The organism is Janthinobacterium sp. NFX145, from assembly GCF_049810325.1.
GTDB classification, from domain to species: Bacteria; Pseudomonadota; Gammaproteobacteria; order Burkholderiales; family Burkholderiaceae_D; genus Janthinobacterium; species Janthinobacterium rivuli.
Genome location: NZ_CP187360.1, coordinates 1,742,801 through 1,767,448, shown reverse-complemented (window position 1 = coordinate 1,767,448; position 24,648 = coordinate 1,742,801). Strand labels below are relative to the sequence as shown.

21 protein-coding genes are annotated in these 24,648 nt (G+C 62.8%); 1 reads left to right on the top strand and 20 read right to left on the bottom strand.

Going from position 1 to position 24,648, the window contains the following annotated elements:
• Positions 1-50: 50 nt before the first annotated feature.
• From ACPJXG_RS07830 to ndk, 7 genes are all read right to left on the bottom strand, one after another.
• Positions 51-719, bottom strand: a complete 669-nt coding sequence (locus ACPJXG_RS07830; protein WP_425253873.1) for a tetratricopeptide repeat protein — start codon at positions 717-719, stop codon at positions 51-53.
• A gap of 54 nt (positions 720-773) precedes the next feature.
• Positions 774-2,135, bottom strand: a complete 1,362-nt coding sequence (gene hisS / locus ACPJXG_RS07825) for a histidine--tRNA ligase (protein WP_035820715.1) — start codon at positions 2,133-2,135, stop codon at positions 774-776.
• Positions 2,136-2,168: 33 nt separating this feature from the next.
• A complete protein-coding gene (gene ispG / locus ACPJXG_RS07820) occupies positions 2,169-3,437 on the bottom strand; it encodes a flavodoxin-dependent (E)-4-hydroxy-3-methylbut-2-enyl-diphosphate synthase (protein WP_425253872.1) in 1,269 nt (422 codons plus the stop codon).
• A 38-nt stretch (positions 3,438-3,475) separates the two neighbouring features.
• Positions 3,476-4,408: a helix-turn-helix domain-containing protein gene (locus ACPJXG_RS07815; RefSeq protein ID WP_425253871.1), complete on the bottom strand. Its 933-nt coding sequence runs from the start codon at positions 4,406-4,408 to the stop codon at positions 3,476-3,478.
• Between the two features lie 67 nt (positions 4,409-4,475).
• Entirely contained in the window at positions 4,476-5,207 is a 732-nt protein-coding gene (gene pilW / locus ACPJXG_RS07810; protein ID WP_425253870.1) for a type IV pilus biogenesis/stability protein PilW, read from the bottom strand.
• Positions 5,208-5,263: 56 nt separating this feature from the next.
• Positions 5,264-6,439, bottom strand: coding sequence for a 23S rRNA (adenine(2503)-C(2))-methyltransferase RlmN (rlmN, locus tag ACPJXG_RS07805; RefSeq protein ID WP_034752035.1), 1,176 nt, complete (start codon positions 6,437-6,439; stop codon positions 5,264-5,266).
• A gap of 125 nt (positions 6,440-6,564) precedes the next feature.
• Positions 6,565-6,981, bottom strand: a complete 417-nt coding sequence (gene ndk, locus ACPJXG_RS07800; RefSeq protein ID WP_034752036.1) for a nucleoside-diphosphate kinase — start codon at positions 6,979-6,981, stop codon at positions 6,565-6,567.
• A 221-nt stretch (positions 6,982-7,202) separates the two neighbouring features.
• Here ndk and ACPJXG_RS07795 point away from each other — a divergent pair, with 221 nt between their 5' ends.
• Complete coding sequence (locus tag ACPJXG_RS07795) at positions 7,203-7,889, top strand: Bax inhibitor-1/YccA family protein (protein WP_035820723.1); 687 nt, start codon at positions 7,203-7,205, stop codon at positions 7,887-7,889.
• A 59-nt stretch (positions 7,890-7,948) separates the two neighbouring features.
• On the opposite strand, the gene ACPJXG_RS07790 is transcribed toward ACPJXG_RS07795, so the two are convergent.
• The 13 genes from ACPJXG_RS07790 to ACPJXG_RS07730 form a co-directional block, all read right to left on the bottom strand.
• A complete protein-coding gene (locus tag ACPJXG_RS07790; RefSeq protein WP_425253869.1) occupies positions 7,949-8,794 on the bottom strand; it encodes a LysR family transcriptional regulator in 846 nt (281 codons plus the stop codon).
• A 28-nt stretch (positions 8,795-8,822) separates the two neighbouring features.
• Positions 8,823-9,983, bottom strand: coding sequence for a cyclopropane fatty acyl phospholipid synthase (cfa, locus tag ACPJXG_RS07785; RefSeq protein WP_425254725.1), 1,161 nt, complete (start codon positions 9,981-9,983; stop codon positions 8,823-8,825).
• A 243-nt stretch (positions 9,984-10,226) separates the two neighbouring features.
• A complete protein-coding gene (locus ACPJXG_RS07780) occupies positions 10,227-11,261 on the bottom strand; it encodes a cupin-like domain-containing protein (RefSeq protein ID WP_425253868.1) in 1,035 nt (344 codons plus the stop codon).
• A 77-nt stretch (positions 11,262-11,338) separates the two neighbouring features.
• Positions 11,339-13,270, bottom strand: coding sequence for a glycosyl hydrolase family 18 protein (locus ACPJXG_RS07775; RefSeq protein WP_425253867.1), 1,932 nt, complete (start codon positions 13,268-13,270; stop codon positions 11,339-11,341).
• Between the two features lie 396 nt (positions 13,271-13,666).
• On the bottom strand, positions 13,667-15,010 hold the full coding sequence (gene rlmD / locus ACPJXG_RS07770) for a 23S rRNA (uracil(1939)-C(5))-methyltransferase RlmD (protein WP_070282092.1): 1,344 nt from the start codon (positions 15,008-15,010) through the stop codon (positions 13,667-13,669).
• 130 nt (positions 15,011-15,140) lie between these two features.
• Positions 15,141-16,172 carry an RNA polymerase sigma factor RpoS gene (rpoS, locus tag ACPJXG_RS07765; protein WP_035820730.1) on the bottom strand — a complete coding sequence of 344 codons (1,032 nt, stop codon included), beginning with the start codon at positions 16,170-16,172 and terminating at the stop codon, positions 15,141-15,143.
• Between the two features lie 8 nt (positions 16,173-16,180).
• On the bottom strand, positions 16,181-17,095 hold the full coding sequence (locus ACPJXG_RS07760) for a peptidoglycan DD-metalloendopeptidase family protein (RefSeq protein WP_425254724.1): 915 nt from the start codon (positions 17,093-17,095) through the stop codon (positions 16,181-16,183).
• A gap of 42 nt (positions 17,096-17,137) precedes the next feature.
• Entirely contained in the window at positions 17,138-18,028 is an 891-nt protein-coding gene (locus ACPJXG_RS07755; protein WP_099400303.1) for a protein-L-isoaspartate(D-aspartate) O-methyltransferase, read from the bottom strand.
• Between the two features lie 9 nt (positions 18,029-18,037).
• Positions 18,038-18,775, bottom strand: coding sequence for a 5'/3'-nucleotidase SurE (gene surE / locus ACPJXG_RS07750; RefSeq protein ID WP_034789072.1), 738 nt, complete (start codon positions 18,773-18,775; stop codon positions 18,038-18,040).
• Positions 18,776-18,869: 94 nt separating this feature from the next.
• The gene (locus tag ACPJXG_RS07745) at positions 18,870-21,323 is read right to left on the bottom strand and encodes a tetratricopeptide repeat protein (RefSeq protein WP_158299986.1); all 2,454 of its coding nucleotides are present in this window, start codon (positions 21,321-21,323) and stop codon (positions 18,870-18,872) included.
• Positions 21,324-21,342: 19 nt separating this feature from the next.
• On the bottom strand, positions 21,343-21,948 hold the full coding sequence (locus ACPJXG_RS07740) for a toll/interleukin-1 receptor domain-containing protein (protein ID WP_035820738.1): 606 nt from the start codon (positions 21,946-21,948) through the stop codon (positions 21,343-21,345).
• Between the two features lie 270 nt (positions 21,949-22,218).
• Positions 22,219-24,273 (bottom strand): ATP-dependent DNA helicase, encoded by a 2,055-nt coding sequence (locus ACPJXG_RS07735; RefSeq protein ID WP_425253866.1) that lies wholly within the window; start codon positions 24,271-24,273, stop codon positions 22,219-22,221.
• Between the two features lie 43 nt (positions 24,274-24,316).
• Positions 24,317-24,517, bottom strand: a complete 201-nt coding sequence (locus ACPJXG_RS07730) for a YdcH family protein (RefSeq protein WP_034752051.1) — start codon at positions 24,515-24,517, stop codon at positions 24,317-24,319.
• Between the last annotated feature and the right edge of the window lie 131 nt (positions 24,518-24,648).

The following is a 24,648-nucleotide window of genomic DNA, read 5'->3' as shown; positions in this document are numbered from 1 at the left end:
GCAAGGCAGGCGGCGCACAACGCCGCGCGGCCACGCCATCAGTGTTCCTGTCAGGCGGCAGCCTTGTCAGCCTTGGCCTTGTCTTCCGGTACCGTACCGCCGATCGCTTCCAGCTTGACCTGGATCAGCTGACGGCCTGGATTGTTCTTGTCCGTCGCGGCTATCGCGGCCAGGTAAGCCGTGCGCGCATCGGCCAGCTTGTTTTGCGCCACCAGGATGTCGCCCTTGCGGTCGGCCACGGCGCCGGCAAATTGCGCCACGGAAGCCGTCGCCAGCACTTTCAGCGCTTCATCGTAGGCTTTTTCGTCCAGCAGCACGCCAGCCAGGCGCAGCTTGGCGATGGCCTTGTACTCTTCCGTGCCATGCTCGGCCACCCATTGCAACTGGGTCTTGGCCGTTTTCAGGTCATTCGCGTCGAACGCCACCTTGGCAGCGGACAGGGAGCTCATCTGCGCATATGCCGTGCCGCCGAAACGCGATTGCATGTCCCCGGCCGCGCGCATCACCTTGGCCGTGTCCTTGGCGGCGATGGCGTTTTGCAGTTCGTCGTACAACTGGCCCGCTTGCGCGGCCTGCGTGCGCTGGTAGTACTGCCAGCCAGCCCAGCCGCTGTAGCCTGCCAGCGCCACGATCAGGACCCAGGAGGTCAGATTGCCATTGCGCTGCCACCAGGCCTTGAGGGTTGCCAGTTGTTCTTGTTCTTCGTGATCGTATGCCATGGGTCGTCAGTTTTAATGAGTAGTTGATCGAGGGTAGAACGGTCTTGCTGCAAATCAGTGGTGGTGATGCACGTGGCCGCCAGGACCGTGGTCATGGCCGCAATCGTGGTCGCCGATGATCTGGTCCACCACGTAGTCGACGACGTCGTCGAACGGCACCGTGTTCTGCTGCGCGCCGGCATCGGCTTCGCGCATGGCTTTCACCGTCGCGACATTGTTGGCGATTTCATCGTCGCCCATGATCACGGCAAACGCCGCACCGCTGGCGTCGGCCTTTTTCATTTGCGTCTTGAAGCTGCCGCCACCGTTGCTCGCTGCGCAATGTAGCACAACGTCCAGGCCCGCATCGCGAATCCGCTCCGCCAGCACGAACGCTTGCAAGCCTGCCTGCTCGCCCTGATGCACCAGATACACGTCGCACTGGGCTGGCTGTTCCGGCTCGGCCGCATCCTTCATCAGCAGCACCAGGCGTTCGACGCCCATGCCGAAACCGACGGCGGGCGTCGATTTGCCGCCGAACATTTCCACCATGCCGTCATAGCGGCCACCGGCGCAGACCGTGCCTTGCGCGCCCAGCTTGTCGCTGACCCACTCGAACACCGTGCGGTTGTAATAATCGAGGCCGCGCACCAGGCGTGGATTGATAACGAATGGAATATTGTTGTGGTTCAGAATCTTCTGCACGCCGTGGAAGTGGGCCAGCGATTCCTCGCCCAGGTAGTCCAGCAACTTCGGCGCGCCATTGACCAGATCCTGCATGGCAGGGTTCTTGGTGTCGAGAATGCGCAGCGGATTGCTGTGCAGGCGGCGCTTGGCTTCTTCGTCGAGCAGCTCGCTGTGGCTTTCCAGGTAGGCGATCAGGTCGGCGCGGTGGCGCAGGCGCTCGGCCGCGTCGCCGATCGAGTTCAGTTCCAGGCGGATGCCTTCCAGGCCCAGATCATCCCACAGGCGGCGGGTCATCATGATCAGCTCGGCGTCGATATCCGGGCCCGTGAAGCCGATGGCTTCCGCACCGAACTGGTGGAACTGGCGGTAGCGGCCTTTTTGCGGGCGCTCGTGGCGGAACATCTGGCCTTTGTACCACAGGCGTTTCGGGCCTTCGTAGACGAGGTTGTGCTCGACCACGGCGCGCACCACGCCGGCCGTGCCTTCCGGACGCAGGGTCAGGTTGTCGCCGTTCATCGAATCGGTGAACGAATACATTTCCTTTTCCACGATATCGGTCACGGCGCCGATGGCGCGCGCGAACAATTTCGTTTCTTCCACGATCGGCGTGCGGATTTGCTGGAAGCCATAGCTTTGCAGCACGGATTGCGCCGTGTTTTCAAACAGTTCCCACAGCGGAGCGTCGGCCGGCAGGATATCGTTCATGCCTTTGACGGCGGTGATCTTGTCGAGCTTTTTATTTTCGGACATAGTGTTCTTCTTTACTTTTTTATCGGATCAGGCTCAGACGGCAGCCGTGTTTCCATAGTGACTCTGTACATACTTCAAGACGATGTCCTGGAATTCCTCGACGATGCGTTCGCCGCGCAGGGTGACGACTTTTTCGCCATCGACAAACACGGGCGCGGCAGGCGACTCGCCCGTGCCGGGCAGGCTGATGCCGATGTTCGCATGCTTCGATTCGCCGGGACCGTTGACGATGCAGCCCATGACGGCAACGTTCATCGCTTCCACGCCCGGATACGATTTCTTCCATTCCGGCATCTGCTCGCGCAGATACGTCTGGATGTTGTCGGCCAGCTCCTGGAAGGTGGTCGACGTCGTGCGGCCGCAACCTGGGCAAGCGATGACCATGGGCGCGAACTTGCGCAAGCCCATGGTTTGCAAAATTTCCTGGCCGACGATCACTTCGCGCGTGCGGTCGCCGCCCGGTTCGGGCGTGAGCGAAATGCGGATGGTGTCGCCGATGCCCTCTTGCAGCAGCACGGCCAGCGCCGCGGTGGACGCCACGATGCCCTTGCTGCCCATGCCCGCTTCCGTCAGGCCCAGGTGTAGCGGATAGTCGCAACGCTGCGCCAGTTCGCGGTACACGGCGATCAGATCTTGCACGCCAGAGACCTTGCACGACAGGATGATCTTGTCGCGCGCCAGGCCCAGCTCTTCGGCGCGCACGGCGTTTTCAATCGCCGACGTCACCAGCGCTTCGTACATGACGGCTTGCGCCGGCCACGGTTCGGCGCGGCCCGCGTTTTCATCCATGATGCGCGCCAGCAAGGCCTGGTCCAGGCTGCCCCAGTTCACGCCGATGCGCACCGGCTTGTCGTAGCGGCACGCCACTTCGATCATTTGCGCAAATTGCGTGTCGCGCTTGGCGCCCTTGCCCACGTTGCCGGGATTGATGCGGTACTTCGACAGCGCGCGCGCGCAATCGGGGTAATCGTTGAGCAGGGTATGGCCGTTATAGTGAAAATCGCCCACCAGCGGCACGTCGATGTCCATCTTGTCGAGCTGCTCGCGGATGTAGGGAACGGCGGCGGCCGCTTCCGGACGGTCCACCGTCAGGCGCACCAGTTCCGAACCGGCACGCGCCAGTTCCTTGATCTGGATCGCCGTGCCGATGGCGTCGGCCGTATCCGTGTTCGTCATCGACTGCACCACCACGGGGGCGTCGCCGCCCACCCAGATCTGGCGCTGGCCGTGCGCGATCAGCACCTTGCGGCTGTCGCGGCGGCCGGATGGACCGGAGCCGATCCCTGTTTTCGAGGTAGCCATAATATTATCTTCTGAGTTTGCTTGAACGGTTACTGCAATTATTTGATGCTGACGCGGGAAATTGTGCCGCCGGCAACGGTCGGCAGCTCCAGCTTGGCGCCGCGCAAGGTTGCCTGCACCACAGCAGGCTTACCCACCACCAGGGTGGCCGGGCCCGTGATATCGAACGTTTCCGTGCTGCCCGCCTTGACCATGCGCGAAATCAGCGGCGCGCTGCCAGGGCGGCGGATTTCCACCCAGGAATCCTGCTCCACCTTCAGCACCAGCGCATTCGCGCCCACGGCAGCGGTGGTAGTAGCGGTAGCCGCAGGCGGCGTGACGACAGCCGTCGCCGCTGTCGCCGGGGCTGGCACGGCCGCTGGCGGCACTTCGGCAACGGCCGGCGTCGAAGCGGTGGTGGCCGGTGCGCCCGTCTGCGTATCGTTGCCTGGCGGCGGCGGCACGGAAATCAGGGGCACGGACGGCGACTGCACCGGCGTCAAATCCTGGCCCGGCTTGATCAGGGTCGTTTCCACGGGGCCCACTTCCGCATGCGCCGTCTCCTTCCCGGCCTGCGAGGACAGCAGGCTGGCCGGCACGTAACCGAGTTTATACGCGCCAAAGGCGGCCGCCACGACGACGGCCACGGCGCCGGCGATCCAGAGGGGAGTCTGGTTCGACGAGCGCTGCGTCATCGACGGGAAGCGCGATTCGGAAAACGTGGCGGAAATTTCACGCCGCACGGGCGCGGCCGGGTCTTGCGCCGGCGCCGGATGGACTTCGATCATGGCCACCAGCGGCGCCGCGTCGAGACGCACCACTTTGGCGTAGGCGCGCACGAATCCGCGCACCACGGCCACGTTCGGCAAAGCCGCCATGTCGCCCTCTTCCAGCGCGATCACCTGGCGTGGCGCCAGCTTGAGCTGGTCGGCCACCTGTTCCACCGGCCAGCCCAGCGCTTCGCGCTGCGCCTTCAACTGTGCGCCTGCCAACGCAAGATTGCCCTGGGGCTGCTGCTGAGGCGTTTCTGCCCACTCTGAATTCATTGGTATCCCTGTCTCACTCATCAAACGCCCCATTTTGATAAGCAGCATATTCGGGGGAGCCGGAATGGTGGTTGCGCAAATGCGCCCCCAGGCCAGCTTCCGCACCCGCATCCCCGAGCTTATGCTGCACCTTGATCCCGAGCCACAGCACATCGGCCGTCTGGCTCTCCATTGTCGCCGCTTTACCGAGCCGCTCAAGATAATGAGCCGCTTGCCGGTAGTCTTGCTGTTGGTAATACACGCGCATCAGGCCGGCATATGTGATTGCCGCGCCAGGTGCGATACGCTCCGCCTTGAGCCAGTAGCCGGCGGCGCGCGGGTAATCTTTCATGACCAGGCTGCACGCGGCCGCATTATGCAGCGCCAGTTCAGGCGTGCCATAGGCGGCATCTTGCAATGCGGCATCAAAATACGCCAGCGACTGCGCCGCGCGCCCGGTCTGGCACAGAAACAGGCCATAATTATTGCTCAACTCGGGATTGTGGGGCGCAAGGCGCAATGCGTAAAGAAAATCTTTTTCAGCAGCGGCAGGTTGGCGCAAGGCAGCAAAAATCAGGGCGCGCATGCCGCGCACCTGGGCGTTGCCCGGCAGTAGCTGCACCGCCTGATCCGCTTCTGTCAACGCCACCGCAAACTGGTCTTGCATATAATAGGCGCTGGCCAGCTGCAAGCGCAAGGCGGCGCGCTGCTCGACCGATGCGGCTTGCTCCTTGTCCGAGGTGGAAGCACAGCCGGCCAGCAGCACGCCCAGGCTGACAACAGCCGCGGCAAGTACGCCAGGATAAGCCATGCGTCCCCGCATCAGGAGCGGATCTCCACGATCTTGCCGAAATTGGCGCCAAATTTCTGTTGATACTCAGTCATCTTTTCCATGCGCTCCTGCACCCGGGTGCGGTCCTTGACTTCGCCGGCCAGCTGGCCGCAGGCCGCATCGATATCGTCGCCGCGCGTCTTGCGCACGGTGGTGATGATGCCGCCATCCATGAGGACTTGGGCAAAGGCCTTGATGCGCGGGTTTTTCGAGCGGAACAGGCCCGACTCGGGAAACGGGTTGAACGGAATCAGGTTGAACTTGCAGTTCACGCCAAACTCGCGGTCCTGCACCAGCGCCAGCAATTCGCGCGCGTGCTCGTCGCTGTCGTTGACGCCGTCGAGCATGCAGTATTCGAAGGTAATGAAATCGCGCGGGGCGAATTCCAGGTAGCGCTTGCAGGCCGCCATCAATTCCTTCAGCGGGTATTTCTTGTTCAGTGGAATCAAACCGTCGCGCAGGGCATCGTTCGAGGCGTGCAGCGAGACGGCCAGGGCCACCGGCACTTCCTGCGACAGCTTGTCCATCATCGGCACCACGCCCGAGGTCGACAGGGTCACGCGGCGGCGCGACAAGCCGTAGGCATTGTCGTCGAGCATCAATTTCAGGGCCGTGACGGTCGGCTCAAAGTTCAGCAGGGGCTCGCCCATGCCCATCATCACCACGTTGGTGATCTGGCGCTCGCCTTTCGGGCCAGGCTCGATGCCCTTGGTACGGCGCAATTCGAATTCCGCCATCCACAGCTGGCCGATGATTTCGCCGACACTGAGGTTGCGGTTGAAGCCTTGCTTGCCCGTCGAGCAAAAACGGCAGTTCACGGCGCAGCCGGCCTGGGTCGAGATGCACAGGGTGCCGCGGTTTTCTTCCGGAATGAACACGGTTTCCACGGCATTGCCATTACCCACGTCGACCAGCCACTTGCGCGTGCCATCCGTCGACGTATGGTCGCTGATGATGGCCGGGGCGCGCACTTCGGCGCGCGTGGCCAGCTTGTCGCGCAGCGACTTGGCCAGGTCCGTCATGGCGTCGAAGTCGGAGGCGCCGAACTGGTGTATCCAGCGTTGCAATTGTTTCGCACGAAACGGTTTCTCTCCCAGCTCGGCGCAATAGGCGATGAGTTGCGCGGGATCGAGGTCCAGCAAGTTGGTGAGGGTCGTCGTATTCATGATCTTGTCTATTCTAAAAATCCGTCCCCGCGCGCATCGGGAGCGAAAACTCCACAGCGCAGCGGGAACAGGGGGTGATAAGTTATTTCACAGATAACGCCAGGAAATAACGTTATCTAAGGCAATTAAGCCTTCAGTTCTGGGAAGAAGTAAGCGATTTCCACTTTAGCAGCTTCGACAGCGTCGGAACCGTGTACGGCGTTTGCGTCGATCGAATCGGCGAAATCGGCGCGGATCGTGCCTTTTTCTGCTTTCTTCGGATCGGTCGCGCCCATCAGGTCACGGTGGGCCAGAACGGCGTTTTCGCCTTCCAGGGCTTGAATCATGACTGGACCGGAAACCATGAAGTCGACCAGATCTTTGAAGAAGCCGCGTTCTTTGTGCGCTGCGTAGAAGCCTTCAGCTTGTTCGCGCGACAGTTGGGTCATGCGTGCTGCAACGATTTTCAGGCCAGCGTTTTCAAAACGCGAGTAGATTTGACCGATTACGTTTTTTGCAACTGCGTCTGGTTTGATGATCGACAGGGTGCGTTCGATTGCCATGTGTGAAAACTCCAATAAAAAGTAAGGTTTAAAACGGTAAATTGAGAACTCAATCAACCTTTGATTTTACCATACTCCACCCCATATCACCCAGAGAGGCAGGGGGCATCTTGCCGCCCCACCCCCGTTTAATGAAATCTTAAGCTGCTTTTTTGGCAAATTCCGGCCCTCATGCTATCCTTGGGTAAAGCAGTAATTTGAATTGACAACACGGAGGCACTATGAATCAGAACATGCAACGCACCTTTGACCTGTCGGGGGGCATGCAGCAAGTCCGCCATCAGGTCTTGCGCAACACTTACTGGCTGCTGGCGCTGTCCATGATCCCGACCGTGCTGGGCGCCTTCATCGGCGTGCAAATGCATTTGCCGATGCTGACCGGCGGCATGGGTTTCATCATCTTCATGGTCGTCGCTTTCGGCTTCATGTACGCGATTGAGAAGACCAAGAACTCGGGCCTCGGCGTCGCCGTCCTGCTGGGCTTTACCTTCTTCATGGGCCTGATGCTCACACCTATCCTGACGCGCACGCTCGGCTACTCGAACGGCGGCATGCTGATCATGACGGCATTCGGCGGCACGGCCACCATCCTGGCCGTGATGGCAACCATCGCCACGGTCTCGAAGCGCGACTTCTCGGCCATGGGCAAATGGCTGTTCGCCGGCGTGATCGTGCTGATCCTGGCATCGGTGGCGAATATTTTCCTGGGCCTGTCGGCACTGTCGATCGTGATCTCCATGGTCGCCATCGCCATCTTCTCGGCCTACATCCTGTATGACGTGCAGCAAATCATCAACGGCGGCGAGACCAACTATATCTCGGCCACCCTGCGCATCTACCTGGACGTGTACAACATCTTCACCAGCCTGTTGTCTTTGCTGGGCTTCGCCGGCGGCAGCCGCGACTAAGCGCTAGGGTATGAAAACAAAAGCCGACCCTCGGGTCGGCTTTTTTACGTCTGTCGCATCTACTTGATTCTCTCCGCCACTTCCAGCAGGCAGGCGCGGGCGCGGTCCAGGGTCGGGTTGCCGCGCTGGGCCGCGTAGACGGCGTAGGCGGAATGCGAGAATTCGGGCGCGTCGCGCACGCGGTGCAGCAAACCCGCATCGAGATACGGCTGGGCCGAGCCGATGCGGAAATAGCTGGCGCCACCCACCTCCAGCAGGTAGACGAGGGCCAGCGGCCCCAGCGAGATCGACACTGGCGGACTGCTCAGTTCCGGATACGCGGCCTGGTGGTTCGCGGCAAACGCCGGGCCCCAGTCCACGTACACATAGGCATCGGCATGCATCTGCCCGTCGGCGCGCGTGGTCACCATCACCAGTTTTTCCTCGGCCAGCAATTCGCTGGCCAGGCCCGGACGCTGCGGCGGGTTGTACAGCACGGCCAGGTCGAGCGAGCCGTCATGCACGGCGTCGAGCAGGCGCGCGGAACTGTCGACTTCCGCGCGCAGGGCGATCTCGGGGCAATCGCGCGCCATGCGGATCAGCCAGTCGCCCAGCAGCGGCTGCCACAGACTCAGTTCGCAGCCGATGCTGATGGCGTCATCGCGCCCCGGCGGCAAGGCCACCTGATGGCGCGCCCGCTCCCACACTTGCACCATGGTGGCGGCATGGCGCATGAAGCGCTCGCCGGCCGACGTCAGCCGCGCGCCGGCCTTGTTGCGCACGAACAGCTGGCGCCCCAGTTGCTGCTCCAGGGTGCGGATGCGTGCGCTGACGGCCGTCTGCGTCACGTGCATGCGTTCGGCGGCCATGATGAAACTGCCACAGGAAGCCACTTCCAAGAAGGTACGCGCTTGATTGATATCCATCAATCCATCATATCAGCTGCCGAGCATCTCAACTGACACGCTCGTAGCCGCCCAGCACGCCCTGCTTCGACAAGACCCACTGCCACAGCTGCAAGTCGCGCGCGCGGAAAGCGCCGGCGCAGGACAGCAGATAGTATGACCACATGCGGTGGAAGCGCTCGCCCAGCTGGCCAGCAAAACGCGGCCACGCCTGCTCAAAGTTCGCATGCCAGGCCATCAGGGTCTTGTCGTAGTCGGCGCCGAAGTTGTGCAAGTCTTCGGCGACGAACAGATCGTCCATGGCGTCGCCGATCTGGCCGATCGACGGCAAGTCGCCATTCGGGAAGATGTATTTGTCGATCCACGGGTCGCACGTGGAATGGCGCTTGTTCTTGCCGATCGTGTGCAGCAAAAACAGGCCGTCATCTTCCAGGCAGCGGTGCGCCACTTCCATGAAAGTGCGGTGATTTTTATGCCCCACGTGCTCGAACATGCCGATGCTGACGATGCGGTCGAATTTTTCATCGGTGTCGCGGTAGTCCTGCAGGCGGAAGTCCAGCTGCTCGCCGCCCGGCATGGCGCGCGCATAGGCTGCCTGCTCTTGCGAGATCGTCACGCCCACGCACTGCACCTGGTATTTTTCCGCCGCATAGCGCATGAAGCTGCCCCAGCCGCAGCCGATGTCGAGCACGCGCATGCCCGGCTCCAGCCTGAGCTTGCGGCAAATCAGATCGAGCTTGGCTTCCTGCGCCTCGGCCAGGTTGGCCGCATCCTTCCAGTAGCCGCAGGTATATGTCATGCGCGGATCGAGCATGGCCGCATAGAAGGCGTTGCCCAGGTCGTAGTGTTCCTTGCCCACCATCCAGGCGCGCCGCTCCGTCTGCAGGTTGAACAGGCGCGCGGTCAGCGCGTGGAAGGCCAGGCGCATGGGGCGCACGTCATCGGCCACCCTGGCGCGCAGCAGATGGCAAAAGAATTCGTCGAGCTGCTGCGCATCCCAGTCGCCATCCATGTAGGCTTCACCGAGCCCCAGGTTGCCGCTGGCGAAGGCACGTTCGGGCACACCCCGTTTGCGCAGCTGCATGTCCCAGGCGGCGCGGCCATTCAAATGGATGCCGGCCCTGGCCAGCAATCCGGCCGCTTCACGCGTCAGCCGCGTGTCGAGCCGAAGTTCCGTACTAGCTGCTGGTGCTTGCTGTAACTGTGTCATTTGCTGCGTGTTCATGCCCTGCCGCCTCCAGATGGTTGTCGGTGCTGGCGCCGCGCCAGCCATCAAATTATCCGCCCGCCATCGCCATCTGGATAATGAAACATCGTGGCCATTCATATCAAAATAATTGCTGCAAAATGATTTTAATCAATTATTTTATTGAAATATCTTATACAAGAAGCGCGCCGTAGCATGAAAAAAGCCGCCTGTACGGCGGCTGTTCGGGGCGGGTTAGCGCTACAATCAAAAGTCGTGATTCGATGGATACTTGCTGTAAAAATCGTTATCCCATTTGAAGTTGGTAAACGCCACCGTCATCGAGACGTCGAGCGCCTCGACGAAATGCCAGCAGCCGACGGGCAGAAACAGGATCTCGCCCGGCGCCAGCACGCATTCGCGCACTTGCACTTCGGCCATCAGCGGATAGCGCCGCAGGTCGATGTCGCGCCCGTCGACGGGGGTAAAACAGTGGCGCTGGTTGTACACGCGCGCCACTTCGCAGGCGGCCATGATGCGCAGCCGCTTGCGCCCTTTGACCTGCGCCATGAAGTTGTTGGTCAGGTCGTGGTGGAACGGCGTCACGGTGCCGGCCGGGCCGAACCATAAAAAACCCGTGGGGCCGCCACTCTGCTCCAGGTATTCGGGCAGCTGGCCGATATCGTCCCACAGCTCGCGCAAGGCTTGCCGGTTTTGCGAATTGTTATTCGCCGTCATGTAGAAATCGTTGGTCGCGCCACTGCCCTCGACCAGGCTGGCGTACTCGCCAAAGGCCATCTTGCGCTTGTGGGCCACGCTGTTCATTTCGTACTGCGCATCCGCTTCGCGGCCGAACTGCACTTCCACTTCGCGCTGCGCGTAATGCGCGCGGAAATAGGCCGCGCTCCATTTATCGATGGCGGGCCAGTCGTCCATCATGCCCGTGATGATGACGGGCTGGTTGGTGGAATAGAACTCCGTCAAGAACTCTTGCGCCGTCAATTTGTCGCGGCGGGGAATCTCGGGGTCACGCAGCTGGTTCAGCTTGCGCTGGATGTCGATCACCCAGTCGCGCTTGGCCAGGCGGTTCGACAGGCGCACGGCGCCGGCCAGGTAGGGGCTTTGCAGCGCCAGCTCGATTTCGCGGCGCGCCAGGGGCTCCGCGATGCCGGCCTGTTGCAGCACCGGCATCAGCGCCGACGGGTGGCTGCCCAGCATGAGGTTTTCCGCGATCCAGCTGCGCCATTCGCGGCTCAGCTCCTGTTCCGGATGTTTTACTCCGAATGTCGATACCGCCGCCATCGCCCGCCTCCTGTTTTTTATGTGAACAAGCGGCCGGGCAGCAATGCCGCCCGGCCGCGTCTTACTCTACTCCAGTGTTACCGCACTTTCCACACCTCGGTCGCCAGCACGCCATTCGCGTCGCCATCGAGTTCCCACGAGAACGCGCCGCGCAAGCCCTGGTCCTTCACATATTTCACCTTGGTGCCGATGACGGTCGGGTCATCATAGCTCCACCACTGGCCGCCCGCCCCCGTGTACAGGTACAGCTGCTTGGTCACGGGATGGTAGTAGCGCGTGCCAGCCTTGGCGACGAGGATTTTATAGTCCTCGATGCCCGACTCGTAGGTACCCGGTGCCGTGCCCGTGGCCGCCTGGTACAGGCCATCGCCGTTCGGCCCTGGCGCCACGCCCGTCCAGCCGCGGCCATAGAACGGTATGCCCAGCAGCAGCTTGTCGCGCGGCACGCCGGCGGCAATCATGTACTGCACCGCCTTGTCGCCCACGTATTCACGCGCCATGCCCGTCGACGGATCGGCAGGGTCGGCAAACAGCTGGGCGTTAAAGTTGGTGCTGTTTTCCCAGCCGCCGTGGAAGTCGTAGGTCATCAGATTGATCCAATCCATGTACTGCGAGTACAGGGCCGGTTCCGTGTTGTCGATCTTGTCCTTGCCGGCACCGACAGCGGCCGTCAACAGGTAGCGCTTGCCATTGGCTGCGCCGAGCGCATCGAGCTGGCTGCGGAATTCCGCCATCAGCAAGGTGAAGTTGCGCTTGTCGTTCGGGCTGACCGTGTTGTACGGCTGGCCGCCGCCGACCGGATATTCCCAGTCGATGTCGATGCCGTCAAAGATGTTCGCCGCCGCGCCCACGCCACCGCGACCGCCCTGCACCGGCAAGTTGCCCTTGATGTAGATGTCGATGCACGAACGCACCATCTGCTTGCGCAGCGCATCGGTGGCCGAACCGACGGAGAAATTCTTCGACCAGCTCCAGCCGCCCAGCGAGATGAACAGTTTCAGGTTCGGGTGCGCCGCCTTCAGTTTTCTCAGCTGCAGGAAGTTGCCCGACAATGGCGCATCCCATGGAATCGCCTGGCCATCGACGGTGCGCTTCGGCGTGCGGATGTAGTCGGCCTCGGCATCGCCACCCGTGCCCGCGTCCGGCGAATTCGGATTCGTCGCGCCCGGCTCCGTCTTGGTGATCATGGCGCATTCATAGCCGCCATTTTTCGGATAGATATTACCGAAAGCGTAGTTGATGAAGGTCAGCTTGTCGGCCACGCCGCTCGTGTGCACGTTCGCCACTTCATAGTCGCGGCCATACACGCCCCACTGCGCGAAATAGGAACCGACTTCGCGGCCCGTTGGCGTCGGCGTCGGCGTCGGCGTTGGTGTCGGAGTAGGCGTTGGTGTCGGAGTAGGCGTTGGAGTAGGCGTCGGGGTTGGAGTAGGTGTTGGAGTAGGCGTCGGCGTGGTGCTGCAGATCTCCTGGCTGGTCCATGGCTTGCCCGTGCCGGCGGCGCCGCTGCTGGTCGACGGGTTGTCGCCCTGCGTCCAGTAGTTGGCGCGGTAATTCGTGCCCGCATAGCTGACGGTGGCGCCCGCGCTGTAAGCCGTGCCGGCCACCCACGCCAGCGCGCAGGTGCCGCCGGTTGGCGTTGGCGTCGGGGTGGGCGTCGGATTCGGTGTTGGCGCAGGAGTCGGCGTCGGGGTTGGGGTCGGAGTTGGCGTCGGGGTGGGCGTTGGCGTGGTGCCGCCATCGCAGGTACCGCCGGCGCTCCACAGGCTCGGCGTGGAAACGGGGTTCCAGCCCGAGCCCACGTGATCCGTCTGCGTCACCAGGGCCGTGTAATTGGCGCCCAGGTAAGTGACCACCGTGCCCGCGTTATACGTGCCGCCCTCTTGCCAAGGCACGCACGCGACGACCGTGCTGGCCGCCAGCAATTGCGAGCCAGCCGGCGCACCGGCGTCACCGCCGCCACCGCCGCATGCCGCCAGCACACCACCGCTGGCCAGACATACCATCATGTTCCTGATCGTTTTTTTGAGTATTAAATTTTCCACGTTGTCTCCTGTTCAGGTTTGCGGAAATACCACTCTGCTTCAATAAAAAGCTACCTGTGATTTTGATTTTTGCAGTTGCAAGAACAGCATGCTGCTGAAAAAATAGGCGGTCAAGTGGTTTTGAAGTGGCCTCAAAGTGGGCAATACCACTTCGTGCAGAAAGCGTAGCGGAAGGTGCAAACGGCGTGTTGTCCTACTGGACAATGAAAAAACGGCAGAGGGAGGATGAAAAAAGACGCTGGAGCGGGAAAAGACAGACCAGTTTTATAACACGCTGTAAGTGGTATTGGGACAGCTTGCTGCGCCGCTGAATGCGGCAACGGCGGGTGCCTGCCTGGCCACCCGCCGTGTCAGGCAGACTTATTGCGGCAGATCAAAGACCGCCATCGACTCGACGTGCGAGGTGTGCGGGAACATGTTTACCACGCCCGCCTTGCTCAGCACATAGCCTGCTTCCAGCGCCAGGATGCCGGCGTCGCGTGCCAGCGTCGACGGGCTGCACGAGACGTACACGATGCGCTTCGGCAGCAGGTCCGGACGCACTTGCGACAGGCCGACCAGCGCCTGGCACAGGGCCATGGCGCCATCGCGCGGCGGGTCGACGAGGATGCGATCAAACTTGCCCAGCGCGATCAGGTCGTCCGTCGTCACTTCGAACAGGTTACGCGTCGAGAACGAGGTTTTTTCCGCCAGGCCATTGGCCAGGGCGTTTTCCAGCGCCCGCTCCGTCAGGGTGGTGCTGCCTTCGATACCGACCACTTCGCTGCCTTGCGTGGCCAGCGGCAAGGTGAAATTGCCCAGGCCGCAGAACAGGTCGGCCACGCGGTCCGTCGGCTGCACTTCCAGCAAACGCAGGGCTTTTGATACCAGCACGCGGTTGATGTGGTGGTTCACCTGCGTGAAATCGACGGGTTTGAATGGCATCTTGACGCCAAATTCCGGCAGCAGGTAATGCAATTGCTTGTCGAGCGGATAGAACGGCACGGCCGTTTCCGGCCCCTTGACCTGCAACCACCATTGCACGCCGTATTCATCGGCAAAGGCCTTCAATTTGGTTTCATCGTCCGCCGTCAACGGCGCCATGATGCGCAAGACCATGGCGGTGACGTCTTCGCCGACGGCCAGCTCGATCTGCGGCATCTGGTCAAAGATGGACAGCGAAGCGATCAAGCCACGCAGCGGCAGCAGCATGGCGGAGATGTGCGGCGGCAGGATTTCGCAGCTATCCATGTCGGCAACGAAAGCCGATTTCTTTTCATGGAAACCCACCAGCACGGCGTCTTTCTTCTTGACGTGGCGCACGGACAGGCGCGCGCGGTAGCGGTAGCCCCACGTCGGTCCATACATGGGGCGCATGATGCTTTGCGGACGCACCTTGCCGATATGCCACAAGTTATCTTCCAGTACGCGCTGCTTGATCGCCACCTGCGCCGACGGTTCCAGGTGCTGCATCGAGCAGCCGCCGCAATTGTCGAAATGCTTGCACTTGGGCGTCACGCGCATGGACGATTCGCGGTGCAGCGCCGTCATGCGGGCCATTTCCCAGTTCTTCTTTTTCTTGAACGTCACAAAGCTGACGCGCTCTCCCGGCAATGCGCCTTCGACAAACACGACCTTGCCCGGCGAACCGTCTTCGTTTTCAATATGGCCAACGCCACGGGCGTCCATGTCGAGCGATTTGATTTCGATGATATTTTCTTGCATAGCGATCAATAGGTAAGAGTGGGCCAGGACGCAGGGCCGCGCTGGAACTTGAAAGAACGGGGGAAAGGTCAGGCGCCGCGAGCGGGGCGTATGATAGCAGATGCGGGCCCGCGACAGCCGGGCCAGGGGATTACAAAAGAGAATCTCTTACTACGCCGCGCGCCGCCATGGCGCGTTTGAGTTTAATCAAGGCTTCCTGCTGGATCTGGCGAACTCTCTCGCGCGTCACGCCCATTTCCTCGGCCAGGGTTTCCAGGGTGGCCGGGTCGTCGTTATCGAGGCCGAAACGGCGCATGATCACCACGCGCTGCTTGTCGGGCAGCTTGGTCAGCCAGTCGCGCACCAGCACCGTCATTTCATGGTGTTCCGCGCGCGCGTCGGGGCTGTCTTCGCTGGCGCCGGGCAGCATGTCCATCAGCGACGACTGCGGGTCGTTGTCGAGCGGCGCGTCGAGCGAGGTGGCGTGCTCGGACAGGGCCAGGATATCCTGCACCTCTTCCACGGGACGGCCCACCAGATGGGCGATATCTTCCGCGGTGGCGTCCTTGCCGTCGTGGTGCTGGGCTTCCAGGTGGTATTTTCCGCGCAGGATCTGGTTCAGTTCGCGCACCATGTGCACGGGCAGGCGCACCGTGCGGGCCTGGTTCATGATGGCGCGCTCGATGCTCTGGCGTATCCACCAGGTGGCGTAGGTCGAGAAACGGAAACCGCGTTCGGGCTCGAACTTGTCGATGGCGCGCATCAGGCCGATGTTGCCCTCCTCGATCATGTCGAGCAAGACCACGCCGCGGTTGATGTAATGCTTGGCGATCGACACGACGAGGCGCAGGTTGTGCTCGATCATGGTTTGCCGGGCTTCGAAATTGCCCTGCTTGGCGAGGGTGGCGTAATGCACCTCTTGCGGCGCCGTCAGCAATGGCCGCGTGCCGATCTGGTTCAGATAGTGCTGCGTGGTATCGGTCGACAGCTCGGCCGCCAGCACTTTTTTCAGTTCATCGACACTTTCGACCAGCACGCTGACGCTGGCCACTTCGCCGCCCTCGCCCGCGTCGACGGCGTCAATGCCGTCGAGTTCGCCGGCATCGTCCGTCACGACTTCGTCTGCCCCGTCTTCCGGCAGTTCCGGGTCATCGTCCAGCTGGTCGTGCGGCGCGTGTGTCATTGCTTTACCTAACGGTTAGGCAGGAATTTCGAAGGGTCGACAGGCTTGCCCTGCTGGCGGATTTCAAAGTGCAGCTTCACGCGGTCGGCATCGGAATCGCCCATTTCGGCGATGGCCTGGCCTTTGTTGACGTTCTGCCCTTCCTTCACCAGGATGCTGCGGTTATGCGCATAGGCCGACAATAAACTATTACTGTGCTTCACGATGACAAGATTACCATAACCACGGATTCCGCTCCCGGCATACATGACTTTTCCCGCGCCAGCAGCCACGACCTGCTGGCCCGCCTTGCCGGCGATATCGACGCCCTTGTTCTTGCCTTCGTCGAAAGTGCCGATGACCTTGCCTTCGGAAGGCCACATCCAGCTGATCTTCTCGTCGCCAGGCGCGGAGGCCGCAGGGGCTGCCGCGGCGGCGGCCGGTGCGGCGGCGGCGGCTGCCGGCGCTGGCGCAGGCTTGACGTCGCCGTTGCCGCCATCGGCGCGCAGCTCGGCCAGGGTGGCGTCGGAATACGCGCGCTTCTCGCCGCGCGGACCCGTTTTCTTCGGCACGACAGGCGCGGCCGGTTTGACTTCCGTCACCGGCGGCATGACGATGACCGACGTTTGTGCGCCGCCCGTGTCGCCAGTCGGCGGCAGCACGCGCAGCACCTGGTCGACCTTGATGTCGTTCGGGTTGCTCAAGTCATTCCAGACCACCAGGTCGCGGTAATTCTGGCCGTGCTCGAGGGCGATGCGCAGCAGGGTGTCGCCGCGCTTGACCGTGTAATAGGCCGGGTCGCGGTCGCGCGGATCGCTGGCGGCGGCGCTGCTGCTCGATGGGTGGCGCTCCACGACGGGTGCCTGGACGCCGGTCGTGCCGCAACCGCTCAACAGCGCGGCCAAGGTGATGCTACATAGAAGTATGTTACTTTTCTTAATCATTCGCATGTAATTGTATGTCCTGCTTGCTAGCTGATCCGGGGATCATATGGTGCCCGGGCGCAAAGGCACGAAATGGCAGTCTTCCAGGGTCTGGCTGGTCCATTCCATTTTCCCCACCCGGGTAATGAGTTGTAAGTGTTGCAATTTAGCCCCCACCGGCGCAACCAGACGCCCGCCGGGCGCCAGCTGTTCCAGCAGGGCTTGCGGGACTTCCAGGCCGGCTGCGGCAAGGATGATCCCATCGAAGGGCGCCGCCTGCGGCAGGCCAAGCATACCATCTCCGTACTGCAAGCGCAGATTCGACACGCGCAACGGGCGCAGATTGGCCTTCGCCAGCTCGTGCAGAGGCCGGATGCGCTCGATGGAATACACCTCTTTCGCCACCAGCGACAGCACCGCCGCCTGGTAGCCGCAACCCGTGCCGATTTCCAGCACGCGCTGCAGGTTGCCGCCCTGGCGCATCACTTCGATCATGCGCGCCACGATGTACGGCTGCGAGATGGTCTGGTGGTGGCCGATGGGGAGCGAGGCGTCGATATACGCCTGCGAGGCCAGCGCCTCGTCCATGAACATGTGGCGCGGCACGGCTTGCATGGCGTCGAGCACCACCTGGTCCTTGACGCCCTGTTTCGCCACGCGGGCCACCATGGCGCGGCGCACGGCTTCCGAGACGAGCGGATTTTGCCGCGGCGGCGACACCACCGCCGGCTGCGCCCGCTCATTGGCGATGGCTTGCGCGCGCGACGGCGCGATGGCCGCATGCGCGCCATACGGCTGCGCCACGCCGCGCGCCGCGTTTTGCGCCGCATTCTGCGTGGCCGTCTGCGGCGTGGCGATCCGGGACTGGGCCAGCGACTGCCCCCCGCCCGGCCTGGCGGGCTTGCCGGCCAGCGAATCGAGTGTCAGGGGGAAGGTGCGCGGCTTGTCAGTCATAGTGAGCGGTCATGCCAGGCCTTTCGCCAGTGCATCGAGTTGGGTGGTATGGGTCAGGTCGATCTGCAGCGGCGTGATCGATACTTGTCCATGTTCAACAGCATGGAAGTCCGTGCCCGGACCGCCTTCCTTGGCCGCGCCGGCCGGGCCGATCCAGAAGATTTCACGGCCACGCGGATCGAGCGCGCGGATCACGGGCTCGGCCGAATGACGCTTGCCCAGGCGCGTGGCCACCACGCCCTGCATTTGCTCGTAAGGAATGGCGGGAATGTTCACGTTCAGCAGATACGGTTTCTGCAGGGCGTCAAACTGGCGCTCGACGATTTCCCTGGCCACGCGGGCGGCCGCGTCCAGGTTGGCCCAGCCAAACTGCGACTGGGAAAAGGCGATGGCGGGAATGCCGAACAGATAGCCTTCCGTGGCGGCCGCGACGGTGCCCGAATACAGGGTGTCGTCGCCCATGTTGGGGCCGTTGTTGATGCCGGACACCACCAGGTCGGGGCGCTCGATGAGCATGCCCGTCAGCGCCACGTGCACGCAGTCGGTGGGCGTGCCGTTGACAAAATAAAAGCCGTTGGCAGCCTTGTGCACGGACAAGGGCCGGTCCAGGGACAGCGAATTGGACGCGCCCGAACGGTTGCTGTCGGGCGCCACCACGACAATGTCGGCAATGGGGGCGAGCGCGTCGGCCAGGGCCGCCAGGCCAGGCGCCAGGTAACCGTCGTCGTTACTGATAAGAATTCTCATAACGGGATTTTACCCGAAGCAATGCCAACACTGCGCATGCCGCACGCCGATAGACCGCATTATTTGTGCCGCCGCGTGGACATGGGGCGCGGCATCAGCGCTGCTCGATGCGCGCTTCCGACAAGGCTCCCTCCAGCGCCTGCACTTCATCTTCCTGCAAGGCCAGCAAGGCATTCAGGTCGCCTTGCAATTTGTACATTCTCTTCAGCTGCGCCATGCCGCGCCGGCGCAGCTTGCCCGGCACGCCCGGACGCAGCAGGCAGGACTTCAAATGTTCAGCCAGTTCGCCCGCCTGCGCATACTGTTCGCGCTCGATCATGCCTTGCAACATCGAGATCATGCTGGCCAGGGTGTCCGGCTCGGCCCCTTCGTGCCCGTTGGCGCGGCCGGCCAGGATGGTTTCCTGCAAATGCCGCGCACCGTCCAGCACGCTGTCCGCATGCCCCGTGACGGGGGCGTTCAAGAGCCGGTCACTGCCGCTGAGCACGGCGTCTTCCAGCAGGCGCGCCGCCTCGCTGTCGCCCTGCTGCTGCAAGGTGCCGGCCAATTGTGTCTTGCTGTGCAAGGTATCGAGGTGGTCTTCGCCCAGCAGGCGCGCATGCACTTCCAGCACCTGCTCCTGCACGCTGCGCGCCGCATCGAGTTCACCGCGCCGTAGCAGCGCCTCGGCCAGCTTGCGCTGGCTCATCAGGGTTTCCGGATGATCGAGCCCATGCGTGCGCTCGCGCGCCGCCACCTGGTCTTCATGCAACTGGCGCGCGCCGGCCCAGTCGCCCTGCCCGGCCACGATGTCGGCCAGCAAGTCGCGCGTGGCCAGGGTGGCCGCATGGTCGCTGCCCAGGCGCCGCTCCTGCGCCTGCAGCACGGCGACGAACAGGCGCCGCGCGCCTTCCAGGTCGCCTTCGCGCCCCAGCGCCTGCGCCAGGGCCAGCTTGCTGCGCAAGGTATCGCCATGCTCGGCGCCAAACAGGCGTTCGCGCGCCGCCACCACCGTGACCAGCACTTGCTGCGCCTGCGCCAGCCGGCCGATGCGCAGCAAGGTGGCGGCGCGGCCATCCATCGCTTCCAGGGTCAGCGGATGCTCGCCGCCCAGCTGGCGCGCATAGCTTGCCAGCACCGCATCCTGCAGCAACAGGGCCGCCGCCAGCTCCCCCTGCAGCAACAGGGTTTTCGCCAGGCAGGCGCGGGCGGCCAGGGTGTCGGGATGCTCGCTGCCCAGCACGCGCTCGCGCACGTCGAGCACGTCCTCTTCCAGGAAGCGGGCTTCCTCGAGCTTGCCCAGCTGGCGCAGCAGCCGCGCCATGCCGCTCTTGCACGCCAGACTGTCGGGGTGCTCCTCGCCCAGCAGGCGCACGCGGATCTCGACGCTCTGGCGGAAGGCGTCGAGCGCCAGCGCGCTGCGCCCATCCTTGCGGTACAACTCGCCCAGGCGGGCCAGGTCGCGCGCCAGCGGCAGGGCCACGGCGCGGCCAGGTTCAGCCTGCAAGGCCTGGCGCGCCTCGCCGATGGCGCCCAGCAAGGCGATTTCACGGCTCGATTGCCAGGGAAAGTAGCCGCCCGTCAGCCACTGCAAAAAGGCTTCGAAGGTGCGCGTGAGGGAAAAACGGTCGCCGCCCTGGTCTATGCGCACGGCCAATTGCTCGCCATACGCAAAGGTTTTCGTCTGCTGCAGCTGGACTTCGTCGAAATAGCTGTCGAGGGCGATCTGCGGCAAGCCGTAGGAAGTGCGCAGCAGGCGCTCGAACATGGGCTGGAAGCCGGCGATGCCCTTGTGCGCGTCGCCGCGGCGCCACTCGGCGCGCTGCGCCCCATCGCCCATCTCTATGCGCGAGGGCAAGGGGTAGACGAGCAGCGGACGCTGTTCGTCCTCATGGCTGCGGCGGTACTCGATGGCCCGCGTGACGAGCGCGTCGACGCCTTCGAGGCTTTGCCGGTTCGGCGTGAAGACCACCACGAGCTTTTTCGGCAGCAAGGTGGTGCAGATGCCGGCGCTGTCCGTGCGCCCCGTGCGCGAATCGACGAGCACATAGCGGAAATGCTGGGCCAGGGTATCGGCGAAGCAGCGAAACAGGGCCGGGCAGCTGTCGAACAGCTGATCCCAGCGCATCTGCGCCAGGCGCTCGCTGTAGCTGGCGTCGAAGCGCCCCGCGCGCATCAGGTACAGCGGACTGCCCTGGTCGACGCGCACCACGTACTGCTGCCAGTCGATGGCGTCGAGCACGCGCTGGGCCAGGGCGGCATCGTCGGCGCCCGAGCCGCGCTTGCCCCCCGTCTCCAGGCTGAGGCGTTCGAGCTGCTGGCGGCACGCTTCAAAGAATTCCAGCACGCCCGGTCGCTCCTCATGCTGCTCGAAATAATGGTGCAGGCCCGGCGCTTCCATGTCCCAGTCCAGCATCAGCACGGGCACGCTGGCGTTTTCACGGCGCGCCAGCAGGACGGCGATGTTCGACAGGGCCATGGTGCGGCCGGTACCGCCCTTGTAGGAATAGAAGGTGACGACTTCGCCAGGGGCGCTCAAAGGCGGCAGGGAGAGGCGTTGGCATTCCATGACAGGACCTTTTACGTGATTAACGCGGAAAGTGGGGAGGCGGAATGGCGCGCCATTCCGGTGGAATAGCGGGCAACACGAAACGGCTGCAATCGTGGCCGGGCGGTGTTGACCGCTTGAGCAAGTGGTAATGCGTGGCAATGCGCTGCACGATGCGTTCGATGTCGGGCAGGTATTGCGGGTTCGACTTCAGGTCGCCGCTGGCCAGGGTGTAGCCGGAAAAATCGACGTACAGCCCCGATTCGGTGATTTGCGGCGGCAAGCCGTCCGGATGGCGCGTCATGATGATGGGGATGATCAGATGGCTGGGCAAGTCGTACCAGGCGCGCCGCTCCTGCTCGATCAGCTGCATGGCGGCAAATTCGCGCCGTGTGTAGCCGTGCGCTTCATATTTGGGCGTGTACAGCACGATCATGCAGACGCTCTGGCACATGGCGCGCGCCACGCGCAGGTCGATATCGTCGCCGCCGCCCAGTTGTTCGCTGTCGATGAACAGGACTTCCTCGCGGTCCAGGTGCGGCTCCAGATAGCAAGCCAGCGCCTCGATGAGGTCATTCTTGAACTTGTTCATGAACGCATATTGGCCGTGCGCGTAGCTCAAGAAACAGCCGTAGCGGATCTCCATGGCATCCCCCTGTTCCCCGTGCGGCCCTGCCATCGCCGCGCCTTGATCCCACAAGGCATGAAGTCACTGTAGACCGCTGAGCAACGGCCTGTTTGCGCTGGCGCAAAGATGTGTCTGGCGTCCTGGACATTCGCAAGAAAGCCAGAAACTGGCGCGATCACGCCGATTTCTGGCATGCCAGACGCGCAAGGCGGCGCCGCGCAAAAAACGCTACTCGCTTGATAACAAAGGGAAATATGCCGGCGCGCGAATGGCGCCGGCAAGCGGGACTTAAGCGCCCCTGGCGGGCAGGTTGCGGAAGAACTCGACCACTTCGGCGGTGTCGCGCGTGCGCTTGAACGGCGGCAGGCTTTGCCAGATGCGCTTGCCATACGGCTTGGAGATCAGGCGCGGATCGCAGATCATCAGCACGCCCCGGTCGCCCTCGTCGCGGATCAGCCGGCCCGCGCCCTGCTTCAGGTTGATGATGGCTTCCGGCAGCGAGTGGTGCATGAAACCGTTCTTGCCCTGCTTTTCCATCACTTCGATGCGCGCGGCCAGCACGGGATCGTCGGGCGGCGCGAACGGCAGCTTGTCGATGATGACGAGCGACAGCGCATCGCCGCGCACGTCGACGCCTTCCCAGAAACTCTGGCTACCGATCAGCACGCCATTGCCGGCGGCGCGGAACTGGTCCAGCAATTCCGTGCGGCCCTTTTCTCCCTGCACGAACAGGGGGAAGTTCAGGCCGCGCTGCTTGAATTCGTCGGCCAGGCGCTCGGCCGCGCGTTTGACTGCGCGCAAGGTGGTGCACAGGAAGAAGGTGCGCCCGCCGGCCGCCTCGATGATGGGCAGGGCGCAATCGATGACGGCGTCCGTGTAGCCCAGCGAGTTCGGCTGCGGCAGGTTTTGCGGCACGAACAGCAAGCCTTGCTGGCCATAGTCGAACGGGCTTGGCCACGTATGCGACGGTTCGCCCGTCAAGCCCATCTGCTCGGAAAAATGCTTGAAATCGTTTTTCACGGCCAGGGTGGCGGACGTGAAAATCCAGCTGCGCGGCGTGCCTTCGCGCTGGTTGTTGAAGATCGGCGCGATCGACAATGGCGTTTTATGCAATTGCAGGGAGCTGGAAAACGCTTCCACCCAGAACACGGCTTCCTCGCCAGCCGTCACTTTGGCCTTCGGATCGAACTTCCAGCCGCTCAGCTGCTGCGCCAGCTCGACGCCGCGCACTCTGCACTGTTCCAGCGTTTCCGCCCGTTCCGCCTGGGTTTCCAGCACGGCCACCATGCCGTCAAGCTCATCCTTGAGGGTGTCGAGCGCGGGGAAAAAGTCGCTCGACGGCGCGATTTGCGGCAGCGACAGGCGCACGATATCCTGCGGGAAGGTCAAGCGCAGGTCGCGCGCCGCCTTTTCCACCACCGTGACGGTCTTGGCCCAGTCGATGCCGCGCGCGTGCGCCAGGCCCTCGGCCAGCACGTCGCGGCACAGCTCGAGGATTTGCGAGGTCGACACCGTGTTACCAAAGAACAAGGTGGCCGTATCGGGCAGCTGGTGCGCCTCATCGAAGATGATGGTGTTGGCCGATGGCAGCAATTCCGCCACGCCCGTGTCTTTCAGGGCCACGTCGGCAAAGAACAGATGGTGGTTGACCACCACCACGTCGGCCTGCTGGGCTTCCTTGCGGGCCTTCATCACAAAACAATCCTGGTAATACTGGCATTCGGCGCCCATGCAGGTGTCGCGCGTGGACGTCACCAGGTTCCAGATCATGGCGTTTTCCGGCACCTTGGTCAGCTCGGCCTTGTCGCCCGAGCTGGTCATCTTGATGAAACGCGAGATTTCGCGCAAATGGCCCACGTCGTCGCGCGACGTCATGCGGCCGTTTTGCAGCGTGCGTTCCAGGTGATAGTGGCAAACGTAGTTCGAGCGGCCTTTCAGCAGGGCGACGGAAACGGGCGCCTGCAGCGCGGCGCGCACGGTGGGGATGTCGCGCAGGAACAATTGATCCTGCAAGTTCTTCGTGCCGGTGGAAACAATGGTCTTGCCGCCCCACATCAGGGCCGGCACCAGGTAGGCGAAAGTTTTACCGGTGCCCGTGCCCGCCTCGGCGATCAGGGTCGTCTGGCTGTCGATGGCGCTGGCGATGGCTTTCGCCATTTCCGTTTGCGAACGGCGCGGCTTGTAGCTGCCCACGGCCGGACCGAGCGGGCCGCCGGCGCCAAACAGGCGCTCGATGTCGGCATCGTGCTTGCCGGGCGCCGCCTGCGGTTCGGCTGGCACATCGGCTGGCAAGGCAGCAGGCTGGCCATCTGGGTTTACTGGCAATAAATTGTGATCGGTCAAAATATACTTAGGTGAAGGCTGGACTGGACGCTACTGGCGCCCCTCAGGCGGGAACGTCGGGCACCAACTGCATTTTCAGCAAGGTGATGTGATCCTTCAATTGCAATTTGCGCTTTTTCAGGCGGCGCAGCTGCAACTCGTCATGGTGGCCATCGAGTATCAGCAACTCGATGACGGCATCGAGGTCGCGGTGTTCCACGTTGAGTTCAATCAGGCGCCGCTCTATTTGCTGTGCATCGCTCATGTGTTGCGTTCCAGGCAGTGTTGGTGACAGTGTTGGGAAACCGGCGCGCGCAGCGTACGCAGGCAGCCATCGTGCGTAGTTTAACCTGCCGCGCGGGTTAGGGCACGCCATTTCCGGCATGCCCCTGCGCG